Below are 20,644 nucleotides of genomic sequence, written 5' to 3' on the forward strand. Positions count from 1 at the left end.
GCGGCGTTCGAGCTAGTAGTCTTCCAGGTCGAGGTCGTCGTCGACGAGGCGGCGAAGCAGCCGTTCTTCCTTGTACTTCTCCACGTCGCGCCAGTCGCGCAGCTTGGTGCTCGGCGTCGCCAGCGACTCGTCGACGTTGGGCAGCTCGTCGTCGCTGCCGTCGGCGTCATCGACGAACTCGTCGAAGCTCTTCGGGGCCTCGGTCTGAGCGGGGGCTTTCTTCGGCTTGCGGGGCATCTTTGGCGAGCATCCTAGGCGGGCGGCTCCTGCGACAGCCGCCCTTGGCGCGCGTTTTTAGCAGGCTTTCCGGCCCGCGGGAAGCCCCCGTCAACGGCGGCCCGGAATCGCGGCCGCGAGGCGTCGTCGTCGACGCACGGCCGGCCCGGCGAATGCCAGCATTGCGAGCGTCGCCAACAGGCCGGATGACAGCGCGCCGCCACCCCCGCCGCCCTGCGGCTGGCGCGCGATGCAGGCCGGACTGCCGGCGCCGACCGCTTCGCCGCCGTCCGCTTCGAAGAACGCCGCGAGCGTGTAGTCGAGCGACTCGGTAAGGTCGAAGTTGACCACCGTGACGTAGTAGGTGCCGGCGCGCGGGTTGGCGACGACCTCTGCTTCGTTGCCGTCGGCTTCTCCGGCAACCGTATCGGCATCGGTGAAGAACGTGGGGTCGTCTTCGGGATCGGCGCCCAGGTCGATGTCGTATTGCGCCGGTGCCCCGTACTTCACGAGCACGTCGATGTCGGTCTGTGCCCGCGTGCATACGACGAGGCGCTGGCCGGCCGGCACGGCATCGACGTCGAGGTGGTAGGTGTGGAACTCGTCGTGGAGCCCGAGCGACAACACGCCTTGGGCAGGCTCGGCGAGCGCGAGTTCGGCGAGCTCCGCACGAAACGGACGCAGCGCCTGATAGCCGCCCGCGGCGCCGAGTTCCAGCCAGAACCCCAGTTCCTCGTAGTCGCTTTCGGCATCCAGGATCTCGATGGAATAGCTCAGCGTGGTCGACTCGCCCTGCGCGAGGGTCGGGATGGTCTGCGGGCCGGTCAGTACACGGATGCGGTCGGTCGGCGCCAGCAGCCGCGCCTGCGTATCGATCGCGGTCTGCCACAGGTTCTCGACACGAAGCTGGACGGCGAGCGTTTCGCCGGCATCTAGCCGACCGTTACCGTCGCCGCCCTGCAGCGAAACCGCGCGCAGCACGAGTGAGGGGCGCGGCGCGAGGTCGAGGCTCGCGGCGGCGTCCAGGCGTCCGCCGGCGGTGAGCAGATGCGCGTCCCCGCCGTCGACGCCGGCTTCGGCGCCCTCGATGAGCCGGGCCTTGAGCTCGAGCATCGACGCCTGCGGGTTCTCGCTGAGCATCAGCGCCGCGATGCCGGCGGCGTACGGCGATGCGAACGAGGTGCCACTGGTGCCGCAGGTGCCGCCGTCGAGACAGGTGTCGCCGGTGACGTAGGCGTTGCCGGGCAGGGTGGTGACGATCTGCAGGCCCGGTGCCGAGATGTCGGCGCTGACAGGGCCGAACTGGCTGAAGCTGGCGATGTTGTCCTGGCGGTTGGTGGCCGCGACGGTGACGATGTTGTCGAGCTTGTCGGCGGACGGATCGACGACGAAGCGGCCGCCGTTGCGGCTCGTGCATCCGCCTTCCCGATAGTTGGCGGGAAAGGCGGCGACCGAGTAGTCGAGGTTGGAGTTGAAGTTGCCCGCCGAGGTCACGAACAGGATGCCGGCTTCGCCCAATCGCCTGATGGCCTCGTACTCCGCCTGCGAGCAGCTCGGGCCGCCGTAGCTCGCGTTGACCAGTTTCGCGCCGCGCGTGCGTGCGTACTCGTAGGCGGCGAGGATGGAGCCGGAGTCGAGCTCCACCTGGCCGTCCCTGACGCGGCCGACCTTCAACGGCATCATGCGGACATCCCAGATGGTGCCGGCGACGCCGATGCCGTTGTTGCCGACGGCGCCGAGACTGCCGGCAACCAGGGTGCCGTGATCGAGCAAGCCGTTCTGGTCGGGTCTCACGTCCGTGTTGCAGCCATCGAGATTCTGCGCCGAGCACGTCGTCAGGTCGGCGCCGGCCACGAAGTTCGCCGCGAGATCTTCATGATCCACGTCGAAGGCGTCGTCGATCACGGCGACCAGCACGCTGCCGTCGCCGGTGCGGTCGGCAACGCCATCGCCATCGCGATCCCAGGCGGCCGGCATGTTCATGTCTGCGCCGGGCTTGCTCGCCAGCGCTGCGGCCTCGGGATCGTCCGCCGGTACGGCGAAGTTCGCCTGCCCGGTACTCAGCAGGCCCCAGAGCTGATCGAACAGCGGATCGTTGGGGATCGCCGCGAGGCGGCGCCGGATGAAGTTGGGCTCGACATAGGCAACGGCGGGGTCTGCGGCCAGCAGTGCACCTGCGGCCTGTACGCTGGTGATCGCCGGCAGGCGCAGGACCTGGACGCGGCCGCCATCGAGGCTCAGGCGTGTCTGCAGACCGAGGCTGTCGCGCAGCGTCGAGGCGCTCTTGGCCGCGATCGCCGAGCGGTAACCCACGATCAGCTCGTCCGCGACGTGACGATCGCCGATCCGCGCGGCGGCGGCCAGGGCGGCGCTCGGGAGTGCGGCCAGCATCAGCGTTGCGGCAAGGGATGCGCGGCGGCGCCACAGAGCGGTCTTCTCAGGGTCGATCATGGCGTCTCCGTTGTGCTGGTGTTTTACGCGGCGATGAGTAGAATACGCGTCCTCGCGTGGGGCGGTAGCTCAGCTGGGAGAGCGTCGCGTTCGCAATGCGAAGGTCGGGAGTTCGATCCTCCTCCGCTCCACCACACGACAAGGTCTTGTAGAGGTCTGAGCTCGCAACAGCGAGCCGGCAGTGACCAGGCGATTTCAGGCGGCTTCGGCCGCCTTTTGTCGTTCTGGATGACATAGGCTTCGAAACGACGGAGCGAACCGGGCGAGGGTCTCGGGAACCAGCAACGGCACCGCATCGGTTCCCTCGTCCAGTGGTCTGAAAACGAGAGGTCGACAGACATGTCCAGCGTCACCCGTAGCACCTTCGACGAAGTGATGGTTCCCAACTACCAGCCCGCGGCGCTGATACCGGTGCGCGGGCAGGGGTCGCGCCTGTGGGATCAGCAGGGGCGCGAGTATCTCGACTTCGCCTGCGGCATTGCCGTCACCGGCCTCGGTCACGCTCATCCGCGCCTGCTGTCGGTGCTGGCCGAGCAGGCCGGCCGTCTGTGGCATCTGTCCAATGTGATGACCAACGAACCGGCTCTGCGCCTGGCGCGGCGGCTCACGGATCTGACGTTCGCGGACAAGGTGTTCTTCTGCAACTCGGGCGCGGAAGCGAACGAAGCCGCCTTCAAGCTGGCGCGGCGTTGGGGCAGCACGCAGTTCGGGCCGCACAAGAGCACGATCGTGTCGTTCTACAACGCCTTTCACGGGCGCACGCTGTTCACGGTCAGCGTCGGCGGGCAGGCCAAGTACACGAAGGGCTTCGAGCCGCTGCCGGGCGGCATCCGCCATGTCGCGTTCAACGACCTGGCCGCGCTCGAGGCGGTGATGGACGACAGTGTCTGCGCCGTGGTCATGGAACCGGTGCAGGGCGAGGGTGGGGTGTTGCCGGCCACGCGCGAGTTCGCGCAGGGCGTGCGTGCGCTCTGCGATCGCTTCAAGGCGCTGCTGGTGTATGACGAGGTGCAGACCGGCAACGGTCGCAGCGGAACCCTGTTCGCCTACGAGCAGTACGGGGTGACGCCGGACGTGCTGACGACCGCCAAGGGCCTGGGCGGCGGATTCCCGATCGGGGCGATGCTGACCACCGACGCCCTCGCCGGCGTCCTGGCGTTCGGGACGCACGGCTCCACCTATGGCGGCAATCCGCTGGCCTGTGCGGTGGCGGATGCGGTGGTCGAGGAAATCGCCCGCCCCGAGTTGCTGCGCAACGTCGGCGAGCGTGCGGCGCAGTTGACTGCGCGGCTCGAGGAGATCGGTGCGCGCTACGGCCTGTTCTCGACGACCCGCGGCATGGGACTGCTGATCGGAGCGCCGCTGTCGGATGCGTGGAAAGGGCGGGCGAAGGACGTCGTCAACGCAGCGCTGGCCGAGGGCCTGTGGTTGCTGGTGGCCGGGCCGGACGTGTTGCGGTTCGCGCCGGCGCTGAACATCAGCGAGGCGGACGTGGCGGAGGGGCTGCGACGCTTCGAACGTGCCTGTGCCGTACTGACGAGCGCCAGCCCGTCCTGACGTTTGCAGCACTCCCGAACGGCGCGAGGCCTCTCGCGCCGTTCTTTTTGTGTTGGCTCCGTTGACTAACATACCCTGTTAGGTGAGAATCGCCGCTATGAACTTCAGCGTGCACTTCGACGAGCCCACGCTCGACCGTCTCAATCTCGCGGTCGAGCGCTCCGGCATGACGCGCAACCGCATCATCGTGACGGCGGTGCAGGCCTGGCTGGCGCAGAACGAAGAGAAGGACTGGCCGGAGACGCTGAAGGCCCATTTCCGCAACCCGGCGCCGGAGCTGACCGAGGACACGCTGGATTTCCAGGCCTGGCGCAGTGCGCTGGGCGCCGGTAGTGAGCTGCGCTGGTGAAATACCTGCTCGACTCCGATGTGCTGGCCGGCGCGATCAAGGGGCGGCTGCCGGTCGTGCTGCGGCTGGCCGAACTCAAGCCGACTGACATCGCGATCTCGGTGTTCGCGCGCATGGAGGCGGAGACGGCGCTGCGCCTGCAGCCGCGTGCCCAGGCCCGATTCGGGCGCCTGCTCAAGGAATTTCTCGCCAGCGTGACCGTGCTCGAGTTCGGTGCTGCCGAGGCACAGCAGGCGGTGAGCCTGGGGGCGTATCTGCAGGCGGCGGGCGAGCGGCTGGCGGCGCTGGACCTGCTGCAGGCAGCGACCGCCCTGACCCATCAGCTCGTGCTCGTCACCGATCGCGTCAACGATTTCGCCGGTGTGCCCAATCTCGATGCCGAGAAATGGGCATAGCAGGAATGACTTCAGATATGCAACGCAAGGTAATGAAATGAAAAGAATCGTGAACTTCAGTGCCGGTCCGGCCACGCTGCCGTTCGAGGTGCTCCAGCAAGTGCAGGCTGAGTTGCTCGACTGGAACGGCTCGGGCATGTCGGTAATGGAGATGTCGCATCGCGACAAGGAGTTCATGTCCATCGCCCAGGCCGCGGAACAGGACCTGCGGGAGGTCATGGGCATCCCCGCGAACTACAAGGTCCTGTTCATGCAGGGTGGGGCCACCGCACAGTTCAGCTTCGTGCCGATGAACCTGCTGCGCGGCAAGGCGGGCGCCGACTACATCGTCACCGGCGACTGGGGCAAGAAGGCCGCGAAGATCGGCGGGCAGCTGTGCAAGGTCAACGTTGCCGCGAGCGCCGAGGCCGACAAGTTCACGCACATTCCCGAGCGCGGGAGCTGGAACCTCGATCCGGATGCGGCCTACGTGCACATCACGCCGAACGAGACCATTCACGGCGTCGAGTTCCATGCCGAGCCGGATACGGCCGGTGTGCCGCTGGTGGCCGACATGTCCTCGAACATCCTGTCGCGGCCGATCGACGTGTCGAAGTACGGCCTGATCTACGCCGGAGCGCAGAAGAACATCGGCCCGTCGGGCGTGACCATCGTTGTCGTGCGCGAGGACCTGCTCGGCGAGACACTGCCGAAGACGCCGGCGATCTTCGACTACAAGCAGGTGGCCGACAACGAGTCGATGCTCAACACGCCGCCGTGCTTCGCCTGGTACGTGGCCGGCCTGGTCTTCAAGTGGATGAAGCAGCAGGGCGGCATGACCGCGATCGGCGAGCGCAACGCCGCCAAGGCGGCGCTGCTGTACGACTACATCGACAGCGAACCGTTCTACACCAACCCGGTGCGCAAGGCCGACCGTTCGCGAATGAACGTGCCGTTCACGCTGGCCAACCCGGAGCGCGATGCCGACTTTCTCAAGGGCGCGAAGGCGGTTGGCCTGTCGGGACTCAAGGGCCATCGCTCGGTCGGCGGCATGCGCGCATCGATCTACAACGCGATGACGATCGACGGCGTGCAGGCGCTGGTCGATTACATGAAAGAGTTCGTTCGCACCCAGTCCTGAAGACGTCCCTACCAAGATCCGACATGTACAAGATCCAGACCCTGAACAACATCTCCGTCGTTGGCCTCGAGCGACTGCCGCGCGATACCTACGAGGTCGCCTCGGACATCGCCCGCCCGGATGCCGTGCTGGTGCGTTCGGCCGACATGCACAAGCTCGACATCGCCGACTCGATCAAGGCGATCGGACGCGCCGGCGCCGGCACCAACAACATCCCGGTCGCGCAGATGTCGAAGCGGGGGGTGCCGGTGTTCAACGCGCCGGGCGCCAACGCCAATGCGGTCAAGGAACTGGTGCTGGCCAGCCTGTTCATGGCGGCGCGCAACATCCCGCAGTCGCTGGATTTCGTGCGCAAGCTGGACGGTGACGACAAGGCGATGCACGAGGCCGTCGAGGCCGGCAAGAAGAAGTTCGTCGGCTTCGAGCTGCCGGGACGCACGCTCGGCGTGATCGGCTTGGGGGCCATCGGCGTCAAGGTCGCCAACGCCGCGCTGGAACTGGGCATGACGGTCTACGGCTTCGATCCGGCAATGACCGTGCAGAACGCCTGGCAGCTCAACTCCGGGGTGCGTCAGGCGGTGTCGGTCGACGACCTGATGGCCAAGTCGCAGTTCGTGTCCGTGCACGTGCCGCTGCTCGATGCGACGCGCAAGCTGATCAATGCCGAGCGCATCGGCCTGATGAAGAAGCAGGGTGTCGTGCTGAACTTCGCGCGCGACGCCATCGTCGACGAGCAGGCAGTGATCGAGGCGTTGAACGGCGGCAAGCTGCACGCCTACGCCTGCGATTTCCCGTCCAACGCACTCAAGGGCCATCCGCGCGTGATCGCGACCCCGCATCTGGGGGCGTCGACGGCCGAGGCCGAGGACAACTGTGCCGTGATGGTGGCGGACCAGATCCGCGAGTTTCTCGAGGCCGGCAACGTGCGCAATTCGGTGAACTTCCCGGAGGCGGTGCTGCCACTGCTGCCGGGCAAGACGCGCCTGTGCGTGGTCAACGAGAACGTGCCGAACATGGTCGGACAGATCTCCACCGCGCTGGCCAAGCGCCAGCTCAACATCGCCGACCTGCTCAACAAGTCGCGCGGCGATCTGGCGTACACGATCGTCGACGTCGACACCGACATTCCCGGCGACGCGGTTGCCGAGATCGCGGGCATCGGTGGCGTTCTCGCGACCCGGGTGATCGCCGCGCGCTAGCGTCAGCACGCCGGGGGCGGATGCGAAACTGCGTACAATTCCGCCCCCGGCCGCCCGCGGCTGCCTGGCAGACGCCATGACGCAGAACGAACTGGTTTCCGCTCGCGAGCAGATCGACACGCTGGACGAACAGATCCAGGCGCTGATCTCTCGGCGCGCACGCATTGCCCAGCAGATCGCGCTGATCAAGCAGGGCATGGGCGACGTCGGCGACCACTACCGGCCGTCGCGCGAAGCCGAGGTGCTGCGTGCCGTGATCGCGCGGAACCGGGCGGCCGGCGGGCCGCTCACCGACGAAACCATCGCGCGCCTGATGCGCGAGATCATGTCGGCATGCCTGTCGCTGGAATCGCCGCTGACAATCGCGTACCTAGGACCCGAGGGGACCTACACCCAAGCAGCGGTGCTCAAGCACTTCGGCGACAGCGTGCGGGCCCGCGCCGCCAATGCGATCGACGAGATCTTCCGCGACGTGGAGTCGGGTGCGGCGGACTACGGCGTCGTGCCGGTCGAGAACTCGATCGGCGGCGTCGTCAGCCATACACTCGACGAGCTGGTCCACACGACCTTGCGCATCTGCGGCGAGGTCACGCTGCCGGTCCATCATCATCTGCTGTCACGGGCCGATGCGCTGGCCGGCATCAGGAAGGTCTACGCGCACCCGCAGTCGTTCGCCCAGTGCCGCAAGTGGCTGGACGCCCGGCTGCCGCAGGCCGACCGCGAAGCGGTGTCGAGCAACGGCCAGGCAGCGGCACAGGCACGACAGGAGGGGGCGGGGGTTGCGGCCATCGCCAGCCTGCAGGCCGGGCGGATCAACGATCTCAACATTCTCGCCTCCAACATCGAGGACGACCCGAGCAACACGACGCGTTTCCTCGTGCTGGGTAAACAGGATCCCGCGCCGACCGGTCAGGATCTGACCTCGATCGTGCTGACCGGCCATCGCAACCAGCCGGGCGCGCTGCTGCGCCTGCTGCAACCGCTGTCCGATGCGGGGCTGGACATGACGCGGATCGAGTCGCGTCCGGTCAAGGGCTCGGCCGTGCGCGACTACTACTTCTTCATCGACTTCACCGGACATGCGGCCAGCGAAAAGGTCCGGGACGTGCTCGACGCGGTCAGCGGCACCGCGGCCTTCTTCAAGGTGCTCGGCTCCTATCCGCGCGCCGTCGTTTGACTGTTTACGGCAGAACCATGACGCAGACGCTTTTCAAGCATGCCGCCACCGGGGTGCTCAGTCTCGAAGCCTACTCGCCCGGGATGCCGATCGAGGAGCTGCAGCGGCGGCTGGGGGTTTCCAGCGCGATCAAGCTCGCCTCCAACGAGAACCCGCTCGGCTGCAGCCCGCGGGTGCGCGAAGCCCTGGCGGCCGCCGTGTCCGGCGGCGACATGGCGCGCTATCCCGACGGCAGCGGCCATCGCCTGAAGCAGAAACTCGCCGCGATGCACGGGATCGAGCCCGAGCGCATCACGCTGGGCAATGGCTCCAATGACATCATCGAGCTGCTCGGGCGCGTGTTCCTCGGCCCCGACCGCGCGGCGATGTTCTCGGCGCACGCCTTCGCGGTCTACCCGATCATCACCCAGGCGCAGTGCGCGCGCGCCGTCGTCGTACCCGCGCTGCCGGCCAGTGCCGATCAGCCATACGGGCATGACCTCGACGGCTTCGCGCGGGCGCTCGCCGCCCATCCGGACGTTGCGCTGATCTTCATCGCCAACCCGAACAACCCGACGGGCACCTGGCTCGACGCGGCGCGCATCGAGGCGTTTCTGTCGCAGGTGCCGGACGACGTCATCGTCGCGCTCGACGAGGCCTACTACGAGTACATGGCTCCGGCGATCCGCGGTGACTCACGCGCCTGGCTGGATCGTCACCCGAATCTCGTGGTGTTCCGTACGTTCTCGAAGACCTATGGCCTGGCGTCGTTGCGCGCTGGTTACTCGCTGTCGAGTGCGGCGCTCGCCGACCTGCTCAACCGCGTGCGGCAGCCGTTCAACAACAACAGCCTCGCGCTGCTGGCGGCCGAGATCGCGCTCGGCGACCAGGATTTCGTCGAGGCGTCGGTCGAGCTCAACACGCGCGAGCGCGAACGGCTGACGAAGGCGCTGCGTGCCAGGGAGCTGAACGTGCTGCCGTCGCAGGCGAACTTCCTCGCCATCGATTTCGGCCGGGACGCGAAGCCGGTGCACCAGGGATTGCTCGAGCGCGGCGTGATCGTGCGGCCGCTGGCGTCGTACGACCTGCCGCGCTTCTTGCGCGTGAGCATCGGAACCGCGGCGGAGAACGATCGCTTCCTCGAGGCGCTCGGGGAGGTCCTGGCGGCGTGATCGTGCAGCGACTGGCCGTCATCGGCCTCGGACTGATCGGTGGTTCGCTGGCAAGGGCGCTGCGTTCGGCCGGCGCCGTGGCGCACATCTCGGGCTATGACCCCGACCCGTCCCGGCGCGACGACGCGCAGCGGCTGTGCGTCATCGACCGGGTCTGCGACACGCCGGCGGCGGCGGTGCGCGACGCAGACCTCGTCGTACTGGCCGTGCCGGTCCTGCATACCGTCGAGGCGCTGGTCGACTGCCTGCCGGCATGCAAGCTGGAAGTCGTCGTCACCGATGTCGGCAGCACCAAGTCGTCGGTGCTCGGCGACGTGGCGCGCGCCTGCGGGGAGTTGCCGCCGTGGTTCGTCGCCGGGCATCCGATCGCCGGCACCGAGAAGAGCGGCATCGCACATTCGCAGGCCGACCTGTTCCGTCGCCACCGGGTGATCCTGACGCCGCACGAGCACCAGGACCGCACCGCGCTGGCCTTGGTGACGCGCGTGTGGCAGGCCGCGGGCGCGCGCGTCGTCGAGATGGACGCGCGCCGGCACGATGCGATCTTCGCGGCCACGTCGCACCTGCCGCACGTGCTGGCCTACAGCTTCGTCGACATGCTCGCGCGGCTCGACGGCAGCGACGAGATCTTTCCGAACGCCGGTGGCGGGTTCCGCGATTTTTCGCGCATCGCGTCGAGTTCGCCGGAGATGTGGCATGACATCGTGCGCGCCAATGCGGCGTCGGTCGGCGAGTTGCTCGACCGGCAGATCGGCGAGCTGCAGCAGATCCGCGCGATGATGCACGAAGCCCGCTGGGACGAGCTCAAGGCGCTGTTCGAGCGCGCGCGAAGCGCACGCGAGCGCTATCTCGCGCAGATCGAATGAACCCGGCCCCGGTCGCCGCAGGGGACTCGATCGAGCTGACGCCGATCCCGGCGGCGCGTGGCGAACTGCGGCTCCCGGGATCGAAGAGCATCTCGATCCGTGCGCTGCTGCTGGCGAGCCTCGCCGAGGGCGAGACACGGCTGAGCGGTCTGCTCGACGCCGACGACACGCGCGTGATGCGGGCGGCGCTGCTGGCCTGCGGCGTGTCGCTGATCGATGCCGGGGGCGGTGACTGGTCCGTGCGCGGTGCGTCGCGCTTTCCGCATCGTACGGCGGACATCTTCGTCGGCAACTCCGGGCTGTCGATCCGCACGCTGGTGGCCGTGCTCGCCTTCATGGACGGTCGCTACCGGCTGTCCGGCGTGCCGCGCATGCACGAACGCCCGATCGGCGATCTGGTCGACGCGCTACGCCCCTTGGGCGCCAACATCGATTACCTGCAGCAGCCGGGCTTCCCGCCGCTGCAGATCGAACCGGCGGGGCAGCGCGCGGCGCAACCGGCCCGGGTGCGCGGCAATGCGTCGAGCCAGTTCCTCACCGGTATCCTGCAGGCGGCGCCGCTGCTGGCGCGCGAACACGACCTGGTGATCGAGGTCGAGGGCGAGTTGATCTCGAAGCCGTACATTGACCTGAGCCTAGCCCTGATGCAGCGCTTCGGCGTCGAGGTGAAGCGCGCGCAGACGGCCGCCGGCAGCCCGCGCTACACGGTGGCGCGGGGTGCCGGCTATCGATCGCCCGGCTGCTTCGCGGTCGAGGGCGACGCGTCGTCCGCATCGTACTTCCTGGCACTCGGCTTGCTCGCCGGCGGACCGGTGCGGGTCCGCGGCATGGGGCGCGCGAGTCTGCAGGGCGACGTACGCTTTGCCGACGTCATCGCGGCGATGGGGGGCGAGGTCGTGCAGGGCGACGACTGGACCGAGGTCTGCTCGCAGGGGCTGCGCAACGGCTTCCGGCCGAAGGCGATCGATGCCGATTTCAACCACATCCCCGATGCGGCGATGACGGCGGCGGTCGTCGCCCTGTTCGCCGATGGACCGAGCGTGCTGCGCAACATCGGCAGCTGGCGGGTCAAGGAGACGGACCGCATCGCGGCCATGGCGACGGAACTCGCGAAGTTCGGCGCCGGAATCGAGGCCGGTGCGGACTTCCTGCGCATCACGCCGCCACCCAGCCTGCGTCCGGCGACGGTCGATACCTATGACGACCATCGCATGGCGATGAGCTTCTCGCTGGCCGCCTGCGGCGGCGTGCCGGTGCGCATCAACGATCCGGGCTGCGTCGCCAAGACCTTCCCGGACTACTTCGCGCAGCTCACGGCGCTCACCGGCGGATAGCACGATGCCGGAAACGACGATCCCGGTCATCGCCGTCGACGGCCCCAGCGGCGTCGGCAAGGGGCTGGTCACGCGCTGGCTCGCGCAACGTCTGCCCGGCTGGCATCGGCTCGACAGCGGCGCGCTGTACCGCATCCTCGCCTTGAGTGCGCACCGCCGCGGCGTCGATCTGCATGAAGCGCGGGCGGTCGCCGGGCTCGCGCCGCGACTGGACATCCGCTTCGAGGGGGCGAGCGAGGATGACGAGCGCATCCTCGTCGATGGCGAGAACTGGACGCACGACGTGCGTCGCGAATCGACTGGCGCGCTGGCCTCGAAGATCGCTGCCGCGCCCGAGGTCCGCGCGGCACTGCTGCAACGGCAACATGATTTCCGCCAGGCGCCGGGACTGATCGCCGACGGGCGTGACATGGGCACTGTCGTGTTCCCCGATGCGGCGCTCAAGATCTTCATGGATGCGAGCCCCGAGGAACGCGCGCAGCGTCGACTCAAGCAGTTGAGCGCAAAGGGGATACAGGCTACACTCGCGCCCCTTTGCGAAGAGATACGCGCCCGCGATGAGCGCGACCGCAACCGTCCGATTGCTCCGCTCAAACCGGCAGAGCATGCGGAAGTGGTTGATACGACTGGGCTTTCCCCCGAAGCGGTGATTGCAAGGGTGGAGGAACTGGTACAGCGGTACGGCTTGTCCTGACGTCGTCTCCCTGCGCAGAAAAACCACGCGGACCGCATGGATGCGGGCCGTCTTTTTTCATTTAACGGGCCCCCAAGCCGGATGCGCGGGGATGTTCAACTTTCAGAGCAATTGAATGAGCGAAAGTTTCGCTGAGTTGTTTGAGGCCAGCCTCAAGAGCGGCCAGTCCATGCAGTCCGGCACCATCGTCAACGCCAAGGTGCTGGAGATCAAGTCCGACGTCGTCATCGTCGATGCGGGCCTGAAGTCCGAAGGCGTGATTCCCATCCAGGAATTCATGATCGACGGCGAGCTCAAGGTCGCCGCCGGCGACGACGTGGAAGTGGCGCTGGAAACTGTTGAGGACGGCTTCGGCGAGACCAAGTTCTCGAAGGAAAAGGCCGAGCGCATCAAGACCTGGGAGCGTCTGCAGAAGGCGTTCGAGGGCAAGGAAACGGTCATCGGCACGATCACCGGCAAGGTCAAGGGCGGTTTTACGGTCGACATCGGTTCGGTCCGTGCATTCCTTCCGGGCTCGCTGGTCGACGTGCGTCCGGTGCGCGACACGGCCTACCTCGAGGGCAAGCCGCTCGAGTTCAAGGTCATCAAGCTCGACAAGATCCGCAACAACGTCGTCGTCTCGCGTCGCGAAGTGCTCGAGGCCGAGTACAGCGCCGAGCGTGACACCCTGCTGGCCAACCTGCAGGAAGGCGTGGTGCTCAAGGGCGTGGTCAAGAACCTCGTCGAGTACGGCGCGTTCGTCGACCTGGGCGGCATCGACGGCCTGCTGCACATCACCGACATGACGTGGAAGCGCGTCAAGGACCCGGCCGAAGTCGTCTCGGTCGGCCAGGAGATCGAAGTCAAGGTCCTCAAGTACGATCGCGAGCGTCGCCGCGTGTCGCTGGGCCTCAAGCAGCTCGGTGCTGACCCGTGGGTCGACATCGAGCGTCGCTACCCGGAGAAGACCCGCCTGTTCGGCAAGGTCACCAACATCACCGACTACGGTTCGTTCGTCGAGATCGAGCCGGGCGTCGAGGGTCTGGTGCACGTCTCCGAGATGGACTGGACGAACAAGAACGTCAACCCGGCCAAGGTCGTGAACGTTGGCGACGAGGTCGAGGTGATGATCCTCGACATCGACGGCGAGCGCCGCCGCATCTCGCTCGGCATGAAGCAGTGCCGTCCGAATCCGTGGGAAGAGTTCGCGCAGAACCACCAGAAGGGCGACCGCGTCCGCGGTGCGATCAAGTCGATCACCGATTTCGGCATCTTCATCGGCCTCGACGGCGGCATCGACGGTCTGGTCCATCTGTCGGATCTCGACTGGAACGAGCCGGGCGAAGTCGCGGTGCGTCGCTACCAGAAGGGTCAGGAGGTCGATGCCGTGGTGCTGGCGATCGACGGTGCGCGCGAGCGCATCTCGCTGGGCGTCAAGCAGGTCTCGTCCGATCCGCTGACCGACTTCATCGCGCACAACACCAAGGGCAACATCGTCTCCGGCACGGTGCGTACCGTCGATCCGCGCGGCGCGGTCATCGATCTGGGCAACGGTGTCGAGGGCTACATCCGTGCCAACGACCTGGCCCGCGAGCGCATCGAAGACGCGACCAAGGTGCTCAAGGAAGGCGACACGCTGGAAGCCCGCTTCATCGGTGTGGATCGCAAGAACCGCACGATCCAGCTGTCGGTCCGCGAGAAGGAAATCCAGGAAGAGCAGGAGGCCGTGGCCGAATACAGCCGCAACGCCAGCACGGGCAAGACCAGCCTGGGCGACCTGCTGAAGGAGCAGATGGGCGGTGGCAACAACTGATGCGCTGCATCAGTTAAGTTGTTGCGCCATCTCCCGGATATTTCTGGGAAAAAAGAAAGGGCCGCGCTTGCGCGGCCCTTTTGTTTTCTTTAATGTTCAATCTGTTACGGACCACCCGGCCGTCTGGCGATGACCAAATCCGAACTGATCGAACGTCTGGCGGCGCGCCAGACGCACCTGATGCACAAAGACGTCGAGCTGGCGGTCAAGCTCGTGCTCGACCAGATCAGCATGGCCCTGGCGCGCGACGACCGTGTCGAGATCCGCGGCTTCGGCAGTTTCGCGTTGCACCACAGGCCGGCGCGCGTCGGCCGCAACCCCAAGACCGGCGAAGCCGTCAGCATCCCCCCCAAGCGCGTCCCTCATTTCAAGCCAGGCAAGGAGATGCGCGAACGCGTCAACGCCAGCACCGCAATGCCGGATCCGGCACCTGTGCCGGCGCCCACCGAACTGCCGCTCTGAGACGGACATCATGGCGCGCATCCTGTTGCTGCTGCTGGTGATCCTGCTGTTGGCGCTGGGTGCGACGATCGGCTACTTCAATGCACAGCCGGTGACCTTCGATTATCTGCTCGGGGTCTGGGAGGTGCCGCTGGCCGGCCTGCTCGTCGCCGTGCTGGCGATCGGCGTTGTGCTCGCACTGGTCGCCGCCGCGGGGCGCATCCTTGCGCTGCGGCTGGAAGTCCGGCGCCTGCGTCAGCGGGTCCGCGACCACGAGATCGAATTGCGTAACCTGCGCGAACTGTCGCTGGATACGCCGTCACCCGGTCCGGGCCCCACATGAGGGTCGCGGCAGTGTCGAAGCACGTGGCGGCGCGTGCGGCTCGCCGTGCTTGATCCGCTGTTCACCTGGCTGTTGCTGCCGCTGGGGCTGGTGCTCGGCTGGGCCCTGGCCCGGCGTCGCCCGGACGGTGGCGACAAGGCGGGCTTCACCGGAGAGCAGCTGGGTGGCCTGCTGACGCAGTTGTCGTCGGACGATCCCGACCAGGCGATCGCCGCGCTGACCACGGCCACCGAGATCGACCCGTCGACGGCCGAGCTGCATCTGACGCTGGGGCGCATGTTCCGCAAGCGCGGCGAGGTGGACCGGGCGCTGCGCGTGCATGAAGCGCTGGTCCAGCGCAGCGGCCTGGCCCCGCAGCAGTTGCTGCAGGCGCGCTACGAGCTGGCGCAGGACTACATGACCGCCGGTGTCATGGATCGGGCCGAGCAGCTCTTCGACAAACTGGCCGGCGACGGCGCCTTCGTCGTGCCGTCGCTGGATGCGATCCGCACCATCCACGAGCAGGCCCGCGACTGGCCGCTGGCGATCGAGGCTGCCCGACGCTTGCAGTCGGCCAAGGGTGAGTCCCAGCGCGCCGCGATCGCACAGTACTTCTGCGAGATGGCGGAGGAGGCCCGGCGCGGTCGCGATACGAAGGAGGCGTTGAACCTGGCCCGGCAGGCGCTCGACGAGGATCGAAGCTGCGTGCGCGCGCTGCTGCTGCTTGCGCAGTTGCACGAGGCGCAGGCGGAGTACCCGGCGGCGGCCCGCCACTACCTGAAGGCGTTCGAGCATGACCCGCGCTTTCTGCCCGAGGTGATCGAGCCGCTGCAGCGGTGCTTCTCGGCCACCGGCGACCGCGACGGATACCTGCTCTTTCTGCGCGACGCCAAGGAGATGACGTCGAGCAGCCTGCCTTTCGTCGCCGAGGCGCGTCTGCTTGCCGAGACCGGCATGGACCCGCTCGATCATCTGGCCCAGGGACTGGAGGCGCGGCCGAGTCGCGCGGTGCTGGCGGACTTTCTCGAGATCCTGGAACGCCAGCCGAACGTCGTGGCGGCAGGGCTCGACAAACCGGCGGCCAGCCTGCGTCAGGCGCTGCTGCGGCTGATGGAGTCGACACCCCGCTACCAGTGCAGCACCTGCGGATTCTCGCCGCGGCAGATGTTCTGGCAATGTCCCGGATGCAAGCAGTGGGGAACGACGGCGCCCGCCGACGACGTGCTGCGCGGCTAGCGCTGCTGCGCAGGCCGCCCGTGCCCCGCAGGACATCCCCAGTCGCTACACTCCGGTAGTCGCCGCAACAGGTGCGCGGGAGGACAGGCTTGGCGAGGACGGCATTCGTCACCGGCGCCACGGGCTTTGTGGGCCTCAACTTGGTCGAAGCGCTGCTCGACCAGGGCTGGGAGGTGATCGCCCTGCACCGCGCGAGCTCGGAGCTCGGCGTCCTCGAGCGTTTCCGGAAGGTACAGCGGGTGGTGGGCGACGTGACGGACGCGCGCTCGGTCAAGCTGGCACTGCCGCGCGGTGTCGACTGCGTGTTCCACGTCGCCGGCAACACCAGCCTGTGGACGCGCACCCACGTTGAGCAGTTGAAGGTCAATGTGCGGGGCACCCGGCATGTGGTCCGTGCGGCGCTGGAGGCCGGCGTGCGCCGCTTCGTGCATACCTCCAGTGTGGTCGCCTACGGCCTGCACAGCGGAACCATCACCGAGGAAACGCCGACACGCGGCAGTGCGGTGACGCTCAACTACATCCGCAGCAAGGCGCTCGCCGAGCGCGAAGTGCGCAAGGCCATCGGCGCCGGCCTGCCGGCAGTGATCGTCAATCCCTCGCACATCATCGGACCGTACGACACCACCAGCTGGGCACGCATGTTCCGCCTGGTCAAGCAGGGGCGCTTGCCCGCCGTGCCGCCCGGAGGGGGCAGCTTCTGCCACGTGCAGGCGGTGGCGCAGGCGATGGTGACTGCGGCCGAGAACGGGCGCGTGGGTCACAACTACCTGCTCGGCGGTGCCCAGGCGAGCTATGTCGGTCTGGTCAAGGCGATCGCCGGCGCGCTCGGCGTGAAACGCCGTGTCGTGGCGGTGCCGCCAGCGGTGCTCAACGGCTATGCGCTGGTCGAGGAGTGGATCGCGCCGATGTTCGGGCGGGAGCCGGACGTGACCCGCGACGCGGTGGCGCTGCTGTCCCAGAACCTGTACTGCGACAGCCGCAAGGCGCAACGGGAGCTGGGCTACCGGCCGCGGCCGCTCGAGCAGATGGTCGCCGATTGCCGCGACTGGATGCTTCAGGCGAGGCTGCTGTAGGGCGGGCTGTTGCCCGGCCCCGGTCAACTGCTGGTGCCGGCGGGAACCTCGATGCGGGAGCCCGGACGGATCAGGCCCGCGTGTCTGAGCTTGTTGTGCTGCATGAGCGCGTCGACGCTGGTGTCGTAGCGGCGGGCGATGCGCCACAGCGACTCGCCCGGCTGGACGACGTGCACCCGGGCCTTCGGCGCCGGGGCGACGATGGGTGCAGGGGTGCGGTCCAGCGCCGCCCGCAGCCGCTGCGCATGGGCGGTGGGCAGCAGGATGCCGCGCTTGACCGACGTGCTGTCGAGGTTGCCGAGCCCCGGGTTGTAGACGGTGATCACGGCCTCGGGCACACCGGCGATGCGGGCGGCTTGGCGCAGGTTCACGGGCCGGTCGAGTGCAATCGTCTCGGCCGCCGGGCGGTCGGCGATCGTCGGAAGGCGGATGCCGAAACGCTGCGGCTGCTCGACGAGCAGGGCCATGCCCATCAGGCGGCGGACGTGCTCGTGCGTTTCGCGCGGCAGTTGCAGCGCCCAGAAGTCGGTGCCCCGCGGCTGGGCCTCGAGCAGGCGCGACAGTCGGGCGGCGCCGATGTTGTAGGCCGCGAGCGCCAGATGCCAGTCACCGAAACGGGCGTAGTGCGAACGCAGGTAGCGTATGGCGGCGTCGGTGCTGGCGATCGGATCGCGGCGTGCGTCGTACTGGGTCGTCGTCGGCAGACCCAGGGCGCGACCGGTGGCGGGAAGAAACTGCCACAAGCCGTGTGCGCGCTGCGGCGACGCGGCGTGCGGGTCGAAGCCGGATTCGATCGCCGGTAGCAGCGCGATCTCTGCGGGCAGGTTCTCGCGTTCGACCGCCTCGACGATGTACCACAGGAACGGCTGCGACCGGGCCAGCAGGCGCTGCGTCGCGTCGGGTTTGCGTGCGTAGTACCGCGCCCAGTCGACGATCTCGCGCTGTTCGTCGTTGACCAGGCGCATGTTGGCAGCCACTCGCGGCCAGATCGAGTCCGGCGGCGAGCCTGGGGTGACCGGGCCGGCATGCAGCGAGCAGGCGAGCCAGCAGGCCGCAACGGCGGCCGGTATCGGGCGCATCGAACCCCCCTGAGTTGCGGTCTGCAAGAGTCCGTTGCAGCGACGCAGCGGCCCCGGTACCGACTCTACCGCAACATGGCGCTTTTGTTACCCCCGGAACAAGGGGGCTCACGCGGCGCGAAAGCCGTCCTTCCACCGCCGCAGCACGCCGAAGACCTCGGCCTCGCTGCCCAGCGCGGTACCCGCTTTCTCGTCCGCAGCCGCGCGGATCTGGGGGACCCCGGCGCGCAGGAAGGGGTTGATCGTGCGTTCCAGTCGCAGCGTTGTCGGCAGGCTCGGACGCCCCGCATCGCGCAGGGCGCGCACATGCTGGAGATGCGCCTGGATGTCGCCGTTGTGCGGTTCCACCGCGGCGGCGAAGGCCAGATTGGACAGGGTGTACTCGTGCGTGCAGTACACCAGCGTATCGTCGGGCAGCGCGGCCAGGCGCTGCAGGGACGCATGCATCTGCTCGGGGGTGCCCTCGAACAGGCGCCCGCAGCCGGCGGAGAACAGCGTGTCTCCGCAGAGCAGGAATCCTCGTGCCACGGCGTGGTAGGCGATGTGCCCCAGCGTATGGCCGGGCACTGCGATGACCGAGAACTGCGTGTTCAGCACCTCGACGGTGTCACCATCGGCCAGCGTCTGCGTGAGCTGCGGAATACGCGGGAGTTCCGCCTGCGGGCCATAGACCGGGACGGGCCAGCGCTCGAGCAGTGCCGAAATGCCGCCGACGTGGTCCGGGTGATGATGCGTGACGAGAATCGCCTCCAGGCGCAGTCCTTCGTGCTCGAGAAAGGCCTGTACCGGCGCTGCGTCGCCCGGATCGACGACCACCGCCCGTTCGCCGTCGACGAGCGTCCAAAGATAATTGTCGACGAAGGCCGGGATGGCATGCAGGTGCATCGGCGTTAACATGGCAGCGCAGGTTCCGCAGCAGGGTAGCGCCATGCCGCTGACACGTCACGAAGGAGGCCGACCGCTCGATCGCCACGCCCTCGATCTGTGGCGCTCGTCGCCGCGCGCCGTGCGTCTGCTCGAACTCGAGTCGGCGGAGCTGGCGCGCCTGCTGCCGGACGTGTTCGGCCGGCACGTGCTGCAGATCGGCAGCTGGGGTATCGGCGGCGCGCTGGTCGATACGGCCGGCACGCTGCATCACGCGGTGCTCGGTACCTCCGGAGACGGTGCGGCAGCGGCGGTGATCGACCCGCAGCGCCTGCCGGTCCTGGCCAAGTCGGTCGACGCGGTCGTGCTGCCGCACACGCTGGAGTTCGCGCGCTCGCCGCACAACGTGCTGCGCGAGGTCAACCGCATCCTCAACGATCGTGGCCGCCTGTTCGTGCTGGGCTTCAGTCCGCTGGGGGTCTGGGCCTGGCGCAGCCGGCTCGGCCTCGGGCATCGCGCGTTTCCGCGCGGGGCCCGCTTCTACGGGGCGGGGCGGATCGAGGATTGGCTGGAGCTGCTCGACTTCGACGTCACCGAGGTGCGTCGCTACAGCGTCGGCTTTCCCTGGCTGGCGCCGCGCAGCGTCGGGGAAGGCTGGTCGCCGGCCAGTCTGGTGCTGCCGCTGGCGGAGGCCTACATGGTGTGCGCACGCAAGCGCGTGCTGCCGATGAATTTCGTCGGCCGCGTGCAGCGCGCGCAGGTCAAGCCTCTGGTCGGCGTCGGCCTTCCGGCCGCGCAGCGCGGTCTTGCCGATGGCGAGGCCGGACCGTCCGGTTAAAATCGCGGATTGCCCACGGAATCTGTTCGTCGCCGCGTTGAAGCACATCACCATCCACACCGACGGTGCCTGCAAGGGCAATCCGGGCCCCGGCGGCTGGGGTGCCGTTCTGCAGTTCAACGGACACACGCGCGAACTCAAGGGCGGCGAGCGGCAGACGACCAACAACCGCATGGAGCTGACCGCCGCCATCCGCGCACTGGAGGCGTTGCGCGAACCCTGTGCGGTTACGCTCTACACCGACTCGGTGTACGTGATGCAGGGGCTGACGCAATGGCTGCCCGGCTGGAAGGCACGCGGATGGCGGACAGCCGACAGGAAGCCGGTGAAGAACCAGGACCTGTGGCAGGCGCTCGACGCCGCCGCCGCGCGGCACCGGATCGACTGGCGCTGGGTCAAGGGACACAGCGGTGATCCGGGGAACGAAGCCGCCGACCGCCTTGCCAACGAAGGCTGCGCCGAGACGCAGGCGATATAGTCGTCACTCCAC

Annotated in this window: 21 protein-coding genes and 1 tRNA gene; 18 read left to right on the plus strand and 4 right to left on the minus strand. The window is 67.8% G+C overall.

From position 1 onward, the window contains the following. Positions 1-12: 12 nt before the first annotated feature. Positions 13-237 carry a hypothetical protein gene (locus C8D93_RS02860; protein ID WP_110263631.1) on the minus strand — a complete coding sequence of 75 codons (225 nt, stop codon included), beginning with the start codon at positions 235-237 and terminating at the stop codon, positions 13-15. A 90-nt stretch (positions 238-327) separates the two neighbouring features. Further along, positions 328-2,667 (minus strand): S8 family serine peptidase, encoded by a 2,340-nt coding sequence (locus C8D93_RS02865; protein ID WP_110263632.1) that lies wholly within the window; start codon positions 2,665-2,667, stop codon positions 328-330. Positions 2,668-2,725: 58 nt separating this feature from the next. Between C8D93_RS02865 and C8D93_RS02870 the strand changes: the two genes are divergently transcribed. The 16 genes from C8D93_RS02870 (at position 2,726) to C8D93_RS02945 (ending at position 17,373) form a co-directional block, all read left to right on the plus strand. Further along, a tRNA-Ala gene (locus tag C8D93_RS02870) sits at positions 2,726-2,801 on the plus strand. Positions 2,802-3,006: 205 nt separating this feature from the next. Next, positions 3,007-4,224: an aspartate aminotransferase family protein gene (locus C8D93_RS02875; protein ID WP_110263633.1), complete on the plus strand. Its 1,218-nt coding sequence runs from the start codon at positions 3,007-3,009 to the stop codon at positions 4,222-4,224. Positions 4,225-4,321: 97 nt separating this feature from the next. Continuing rightward, positions 4,322-4,573, plus strand: coding sequence for a ribbon-helix-helix domain-containing protein (locus tag C8D93_RS02880; RefSeq protein WP_110263634.1), 252 nt, complete (start codon positions 4,322-4,324; stop codon positions 4,571-4,573). Further along, the gene (locus tag C8D93_RS02885) at positions 4,570-4,968 is read left to right on the plus strand and encodes a PIN domain-containing protein (RefSeq protein WP_110263635.1); all 399 of its coding nucleotides are present in this window, start codon (positions 4,570-4,572) and stop codon (positions 4,966-4,968) included. Before C8D93_RS02880 ends, C8D93_RS02885 begins: the two co-directional genes overlap by 4 nt. Positions 4,969-5,005: 37 nt before the next feature. Beyond that, positions 5,006-6,088, plus strand: coding sequence for a 3-phosphoserine/phosphohydroxythreonine transaminase (gene serC / locus C8D93_RS02890; RefSeq protein ID WP_110263636.1), 1,083 nt, complete (start codon positions 5,006-5,008; stop codon positions 6,086-6,088). A 23-nt stretch (positions 6,089-6,111) separates the two neighbouring features. Beyond that, positions 6,112-7,287 carry a phosphoglycerate dehydrogenase gene (locus tag C8D93_RS02895; RefSeq protein ID WP_110263637.1) on the plus strand — a complete coding sequence of 392 codons (1,176 nt, stop codon included), beginning with the start codon at positions 6,112-6,114 and terminating at the stop codon, positions 7,285-7,287. 76 nt (positions 7,288-7,363) lie between these two features. Then, positions 7,364-8,464: a prephenate dehydratase gene (gene pheA / locus C8D93_RS02900; RefSeq protein ID WP_110263638.1), complete on the plus strand. Its 1,101-nt coding sequence runs from the start codon at positions 7,364-7,366 to the stop codon at positions 8,462-8,464. 17 nt (positions 8,465-8,481) lie between these two features. Continuing rightward, positions 8,482-9,615 (plus strand): histidinol-phosphate transaminase, encoded by a 1,134-nt coding sequence (hisC, locus tag C8D93_RS02905; protein WP_110263639.1) that lies wholly within the window; start codon positions 8,482-8,484, stop codon positions 9,613-9,615. Next, positions 9,612-10,481 (plus strand): prephenate dehydrogenase, encoded by an 870-nt coding sequence (locus C8D93_RS02910; RefSeq protein WP_211307159.1) that lies wholly within the window; start codon positions 9,612-9,614, stop codon positions 10,479-10,481. Before hisC ends, C8D93_RS02910 begins: the two co-directional genes overlap by 4 nt. Next, entirely contained in the window at positions 10,478-11,815 is a 1,338-nt protein-coding gene (gene aroA / locus C8D93_RS02915) for a 3-phosphoshikimate 1-carboxyvinyltransferase (protein ID WP_110263640.1), read from the plus strand. Before C8D93_RS02910 ends, aroA begins: the two co-directional genes overlap by 4 nt. A 4-nt stretch (positions 11,816-11,819) precedes the next feature. After that, positions 11,820-12,509: a (d)CMP kinase gene (cmk, locus tag C8D93_RS02920; protein ID WP_110263641.1), complete on the plus strand. Its 690-nt coding sequence runs from the start codon at positions 11,820-11,822 to the stop codon at positions 12,507-12,509. Between the two features lie 115 nt (positions 12,510-12,624). After that, entirely contained in the window at positions 12,625-14,301 is a 1,677-nt protein-coding gene (rpsA, locus tag C8D93_RS02925; RefSeq protein ID WP_110263642.1) for a 30S ribosomal protein S1, read from the plus strand. Positions 14,302-14,430: 129 nt separating this feature from the next. Further along, positions 14,431-14,763: an integration host factor subunit beta gene (locus tag C8D93_RS02930; protein WP_110263643.1), complete on the plus strand. Its 333-nt coding sequence runs from the start codon at positions 14,431-14,433 to the stop codon at positions 14,761-14,763. Positions 14,764-14,773: 10 nt separating this feature from the next. Beyond that, positions 14,774-15,085 carry a LapA family protein gene (locus C8D93_RS02935; RefSeq protein WP_110263644.1) on the plus strand — a complete coding sequence of 104 codons (312 nt, stop codon included), beginning with the start codon at positions 14,774-14,776 and terminating at the stop codon, positions 15,083-15,085. A gap of 33 nt (positions 15,086-15,118) precedes the next feature. After that, positions 15,119-16,300 (plus strand): tetratricopeptide repeat protein, encoded by a 1,182-nt coding sequence (locus C8D93_RS02940; protein WP_110263645.1) that lies wholly within the window; start codon positions 15,119-15,121, stop codon positions 16,298-16,300. Between the two features lie 89 nt (positions 16,301-16,389). Beyond that, complete coding sequence (locus tag C8D93_RS02945; RefSeq protein WP_170123863.1) at positions 16,390-17,373, plus strand: SDR family oxidoreductase; 984 nt, start codon at positions 16,390-16,392, stop codon at positions 17,371-17,373. Between the two features lie 23 nt (positions 17,374-17,396). On the opposite strand, the gene C8D93_RS02950 is transcribed toward C8D93_RS02945, so the two are convergent. Both C8D93_RS02950 and gloB read right to left on the minus strand, forming a co-directional pair. Further along, the gene (locus tag C8D93_RS02950; protein WP_110263647.1) at positions 17,397-18,452 is read right to left on the minus strand and encodes a transglycosylase SLT domain-containing protein; all 1,056 of its coding nucleotides are present in this window, start codon (positions 18,450-18,452) and stop codon (positions 17,397-17,399) included. Positions 18,453-18,560: 108 nt separating this feature from the next. Beyond that, the gene (gene gloB / locus C8D93_RS02955) at positions 18,561-19,337 is read right to left on the minus strand and encodes a hydroxyacylglutathione hydrolase (protein WP_110263648.1); all 777 of its coding nucleotides are present in this window, start codon (positions 19,335-19,337) and stop codon (positions 18,561-18,563) included. Between the two features lie 43 nt (positions 19,338-19,380). Here gloB and C8D93_RS02960 point away from each other — a divergent pair, with 43 nt between their 5' ends. Both C8D93_RS02960 and rnhA read left to right on the plus strand, forming a co-directional pair. After that, the gene (locus C8D93_RS02960) at positions 19,381-20,154 is read left to right on the plus strand and encodes a class I SAM-dependent methyltransferase (protein ID WP_110263649.1); all 774 of its coding nucleotides are present in this window, start codon (positions 19,381-19,383) and stop codon (positions 20,152-20,154) included. Between the two features lie 37 nt (positions 20,155-20,191). Then, positions 20,192-20,632 (plus strand): ribonuclease HI, encoded by a 441-nt coding sequence (rnhA, locus tag C8D93_RS02965; protein ID WP_110263650.1) that lies wholly within the window; start codon positions 20,192-20,194, stop codon positions 20,630-20,632. The last annotated feature ends 12 nt before the right edge of the window (positions 20,633-20,644 follow it).

The sequence above is a fragment of the Sinimarinibacterium flocculans genome, assembly GCF_003201205.1.
In the GTDB taxonomy this organism is placed as follows: domain Bacteria; phylum Pseudomonadota; class Gammaproteobacteria; order Nevskiales; family Nevskiaceae; genus Solimonas; species Solimonas flocculans.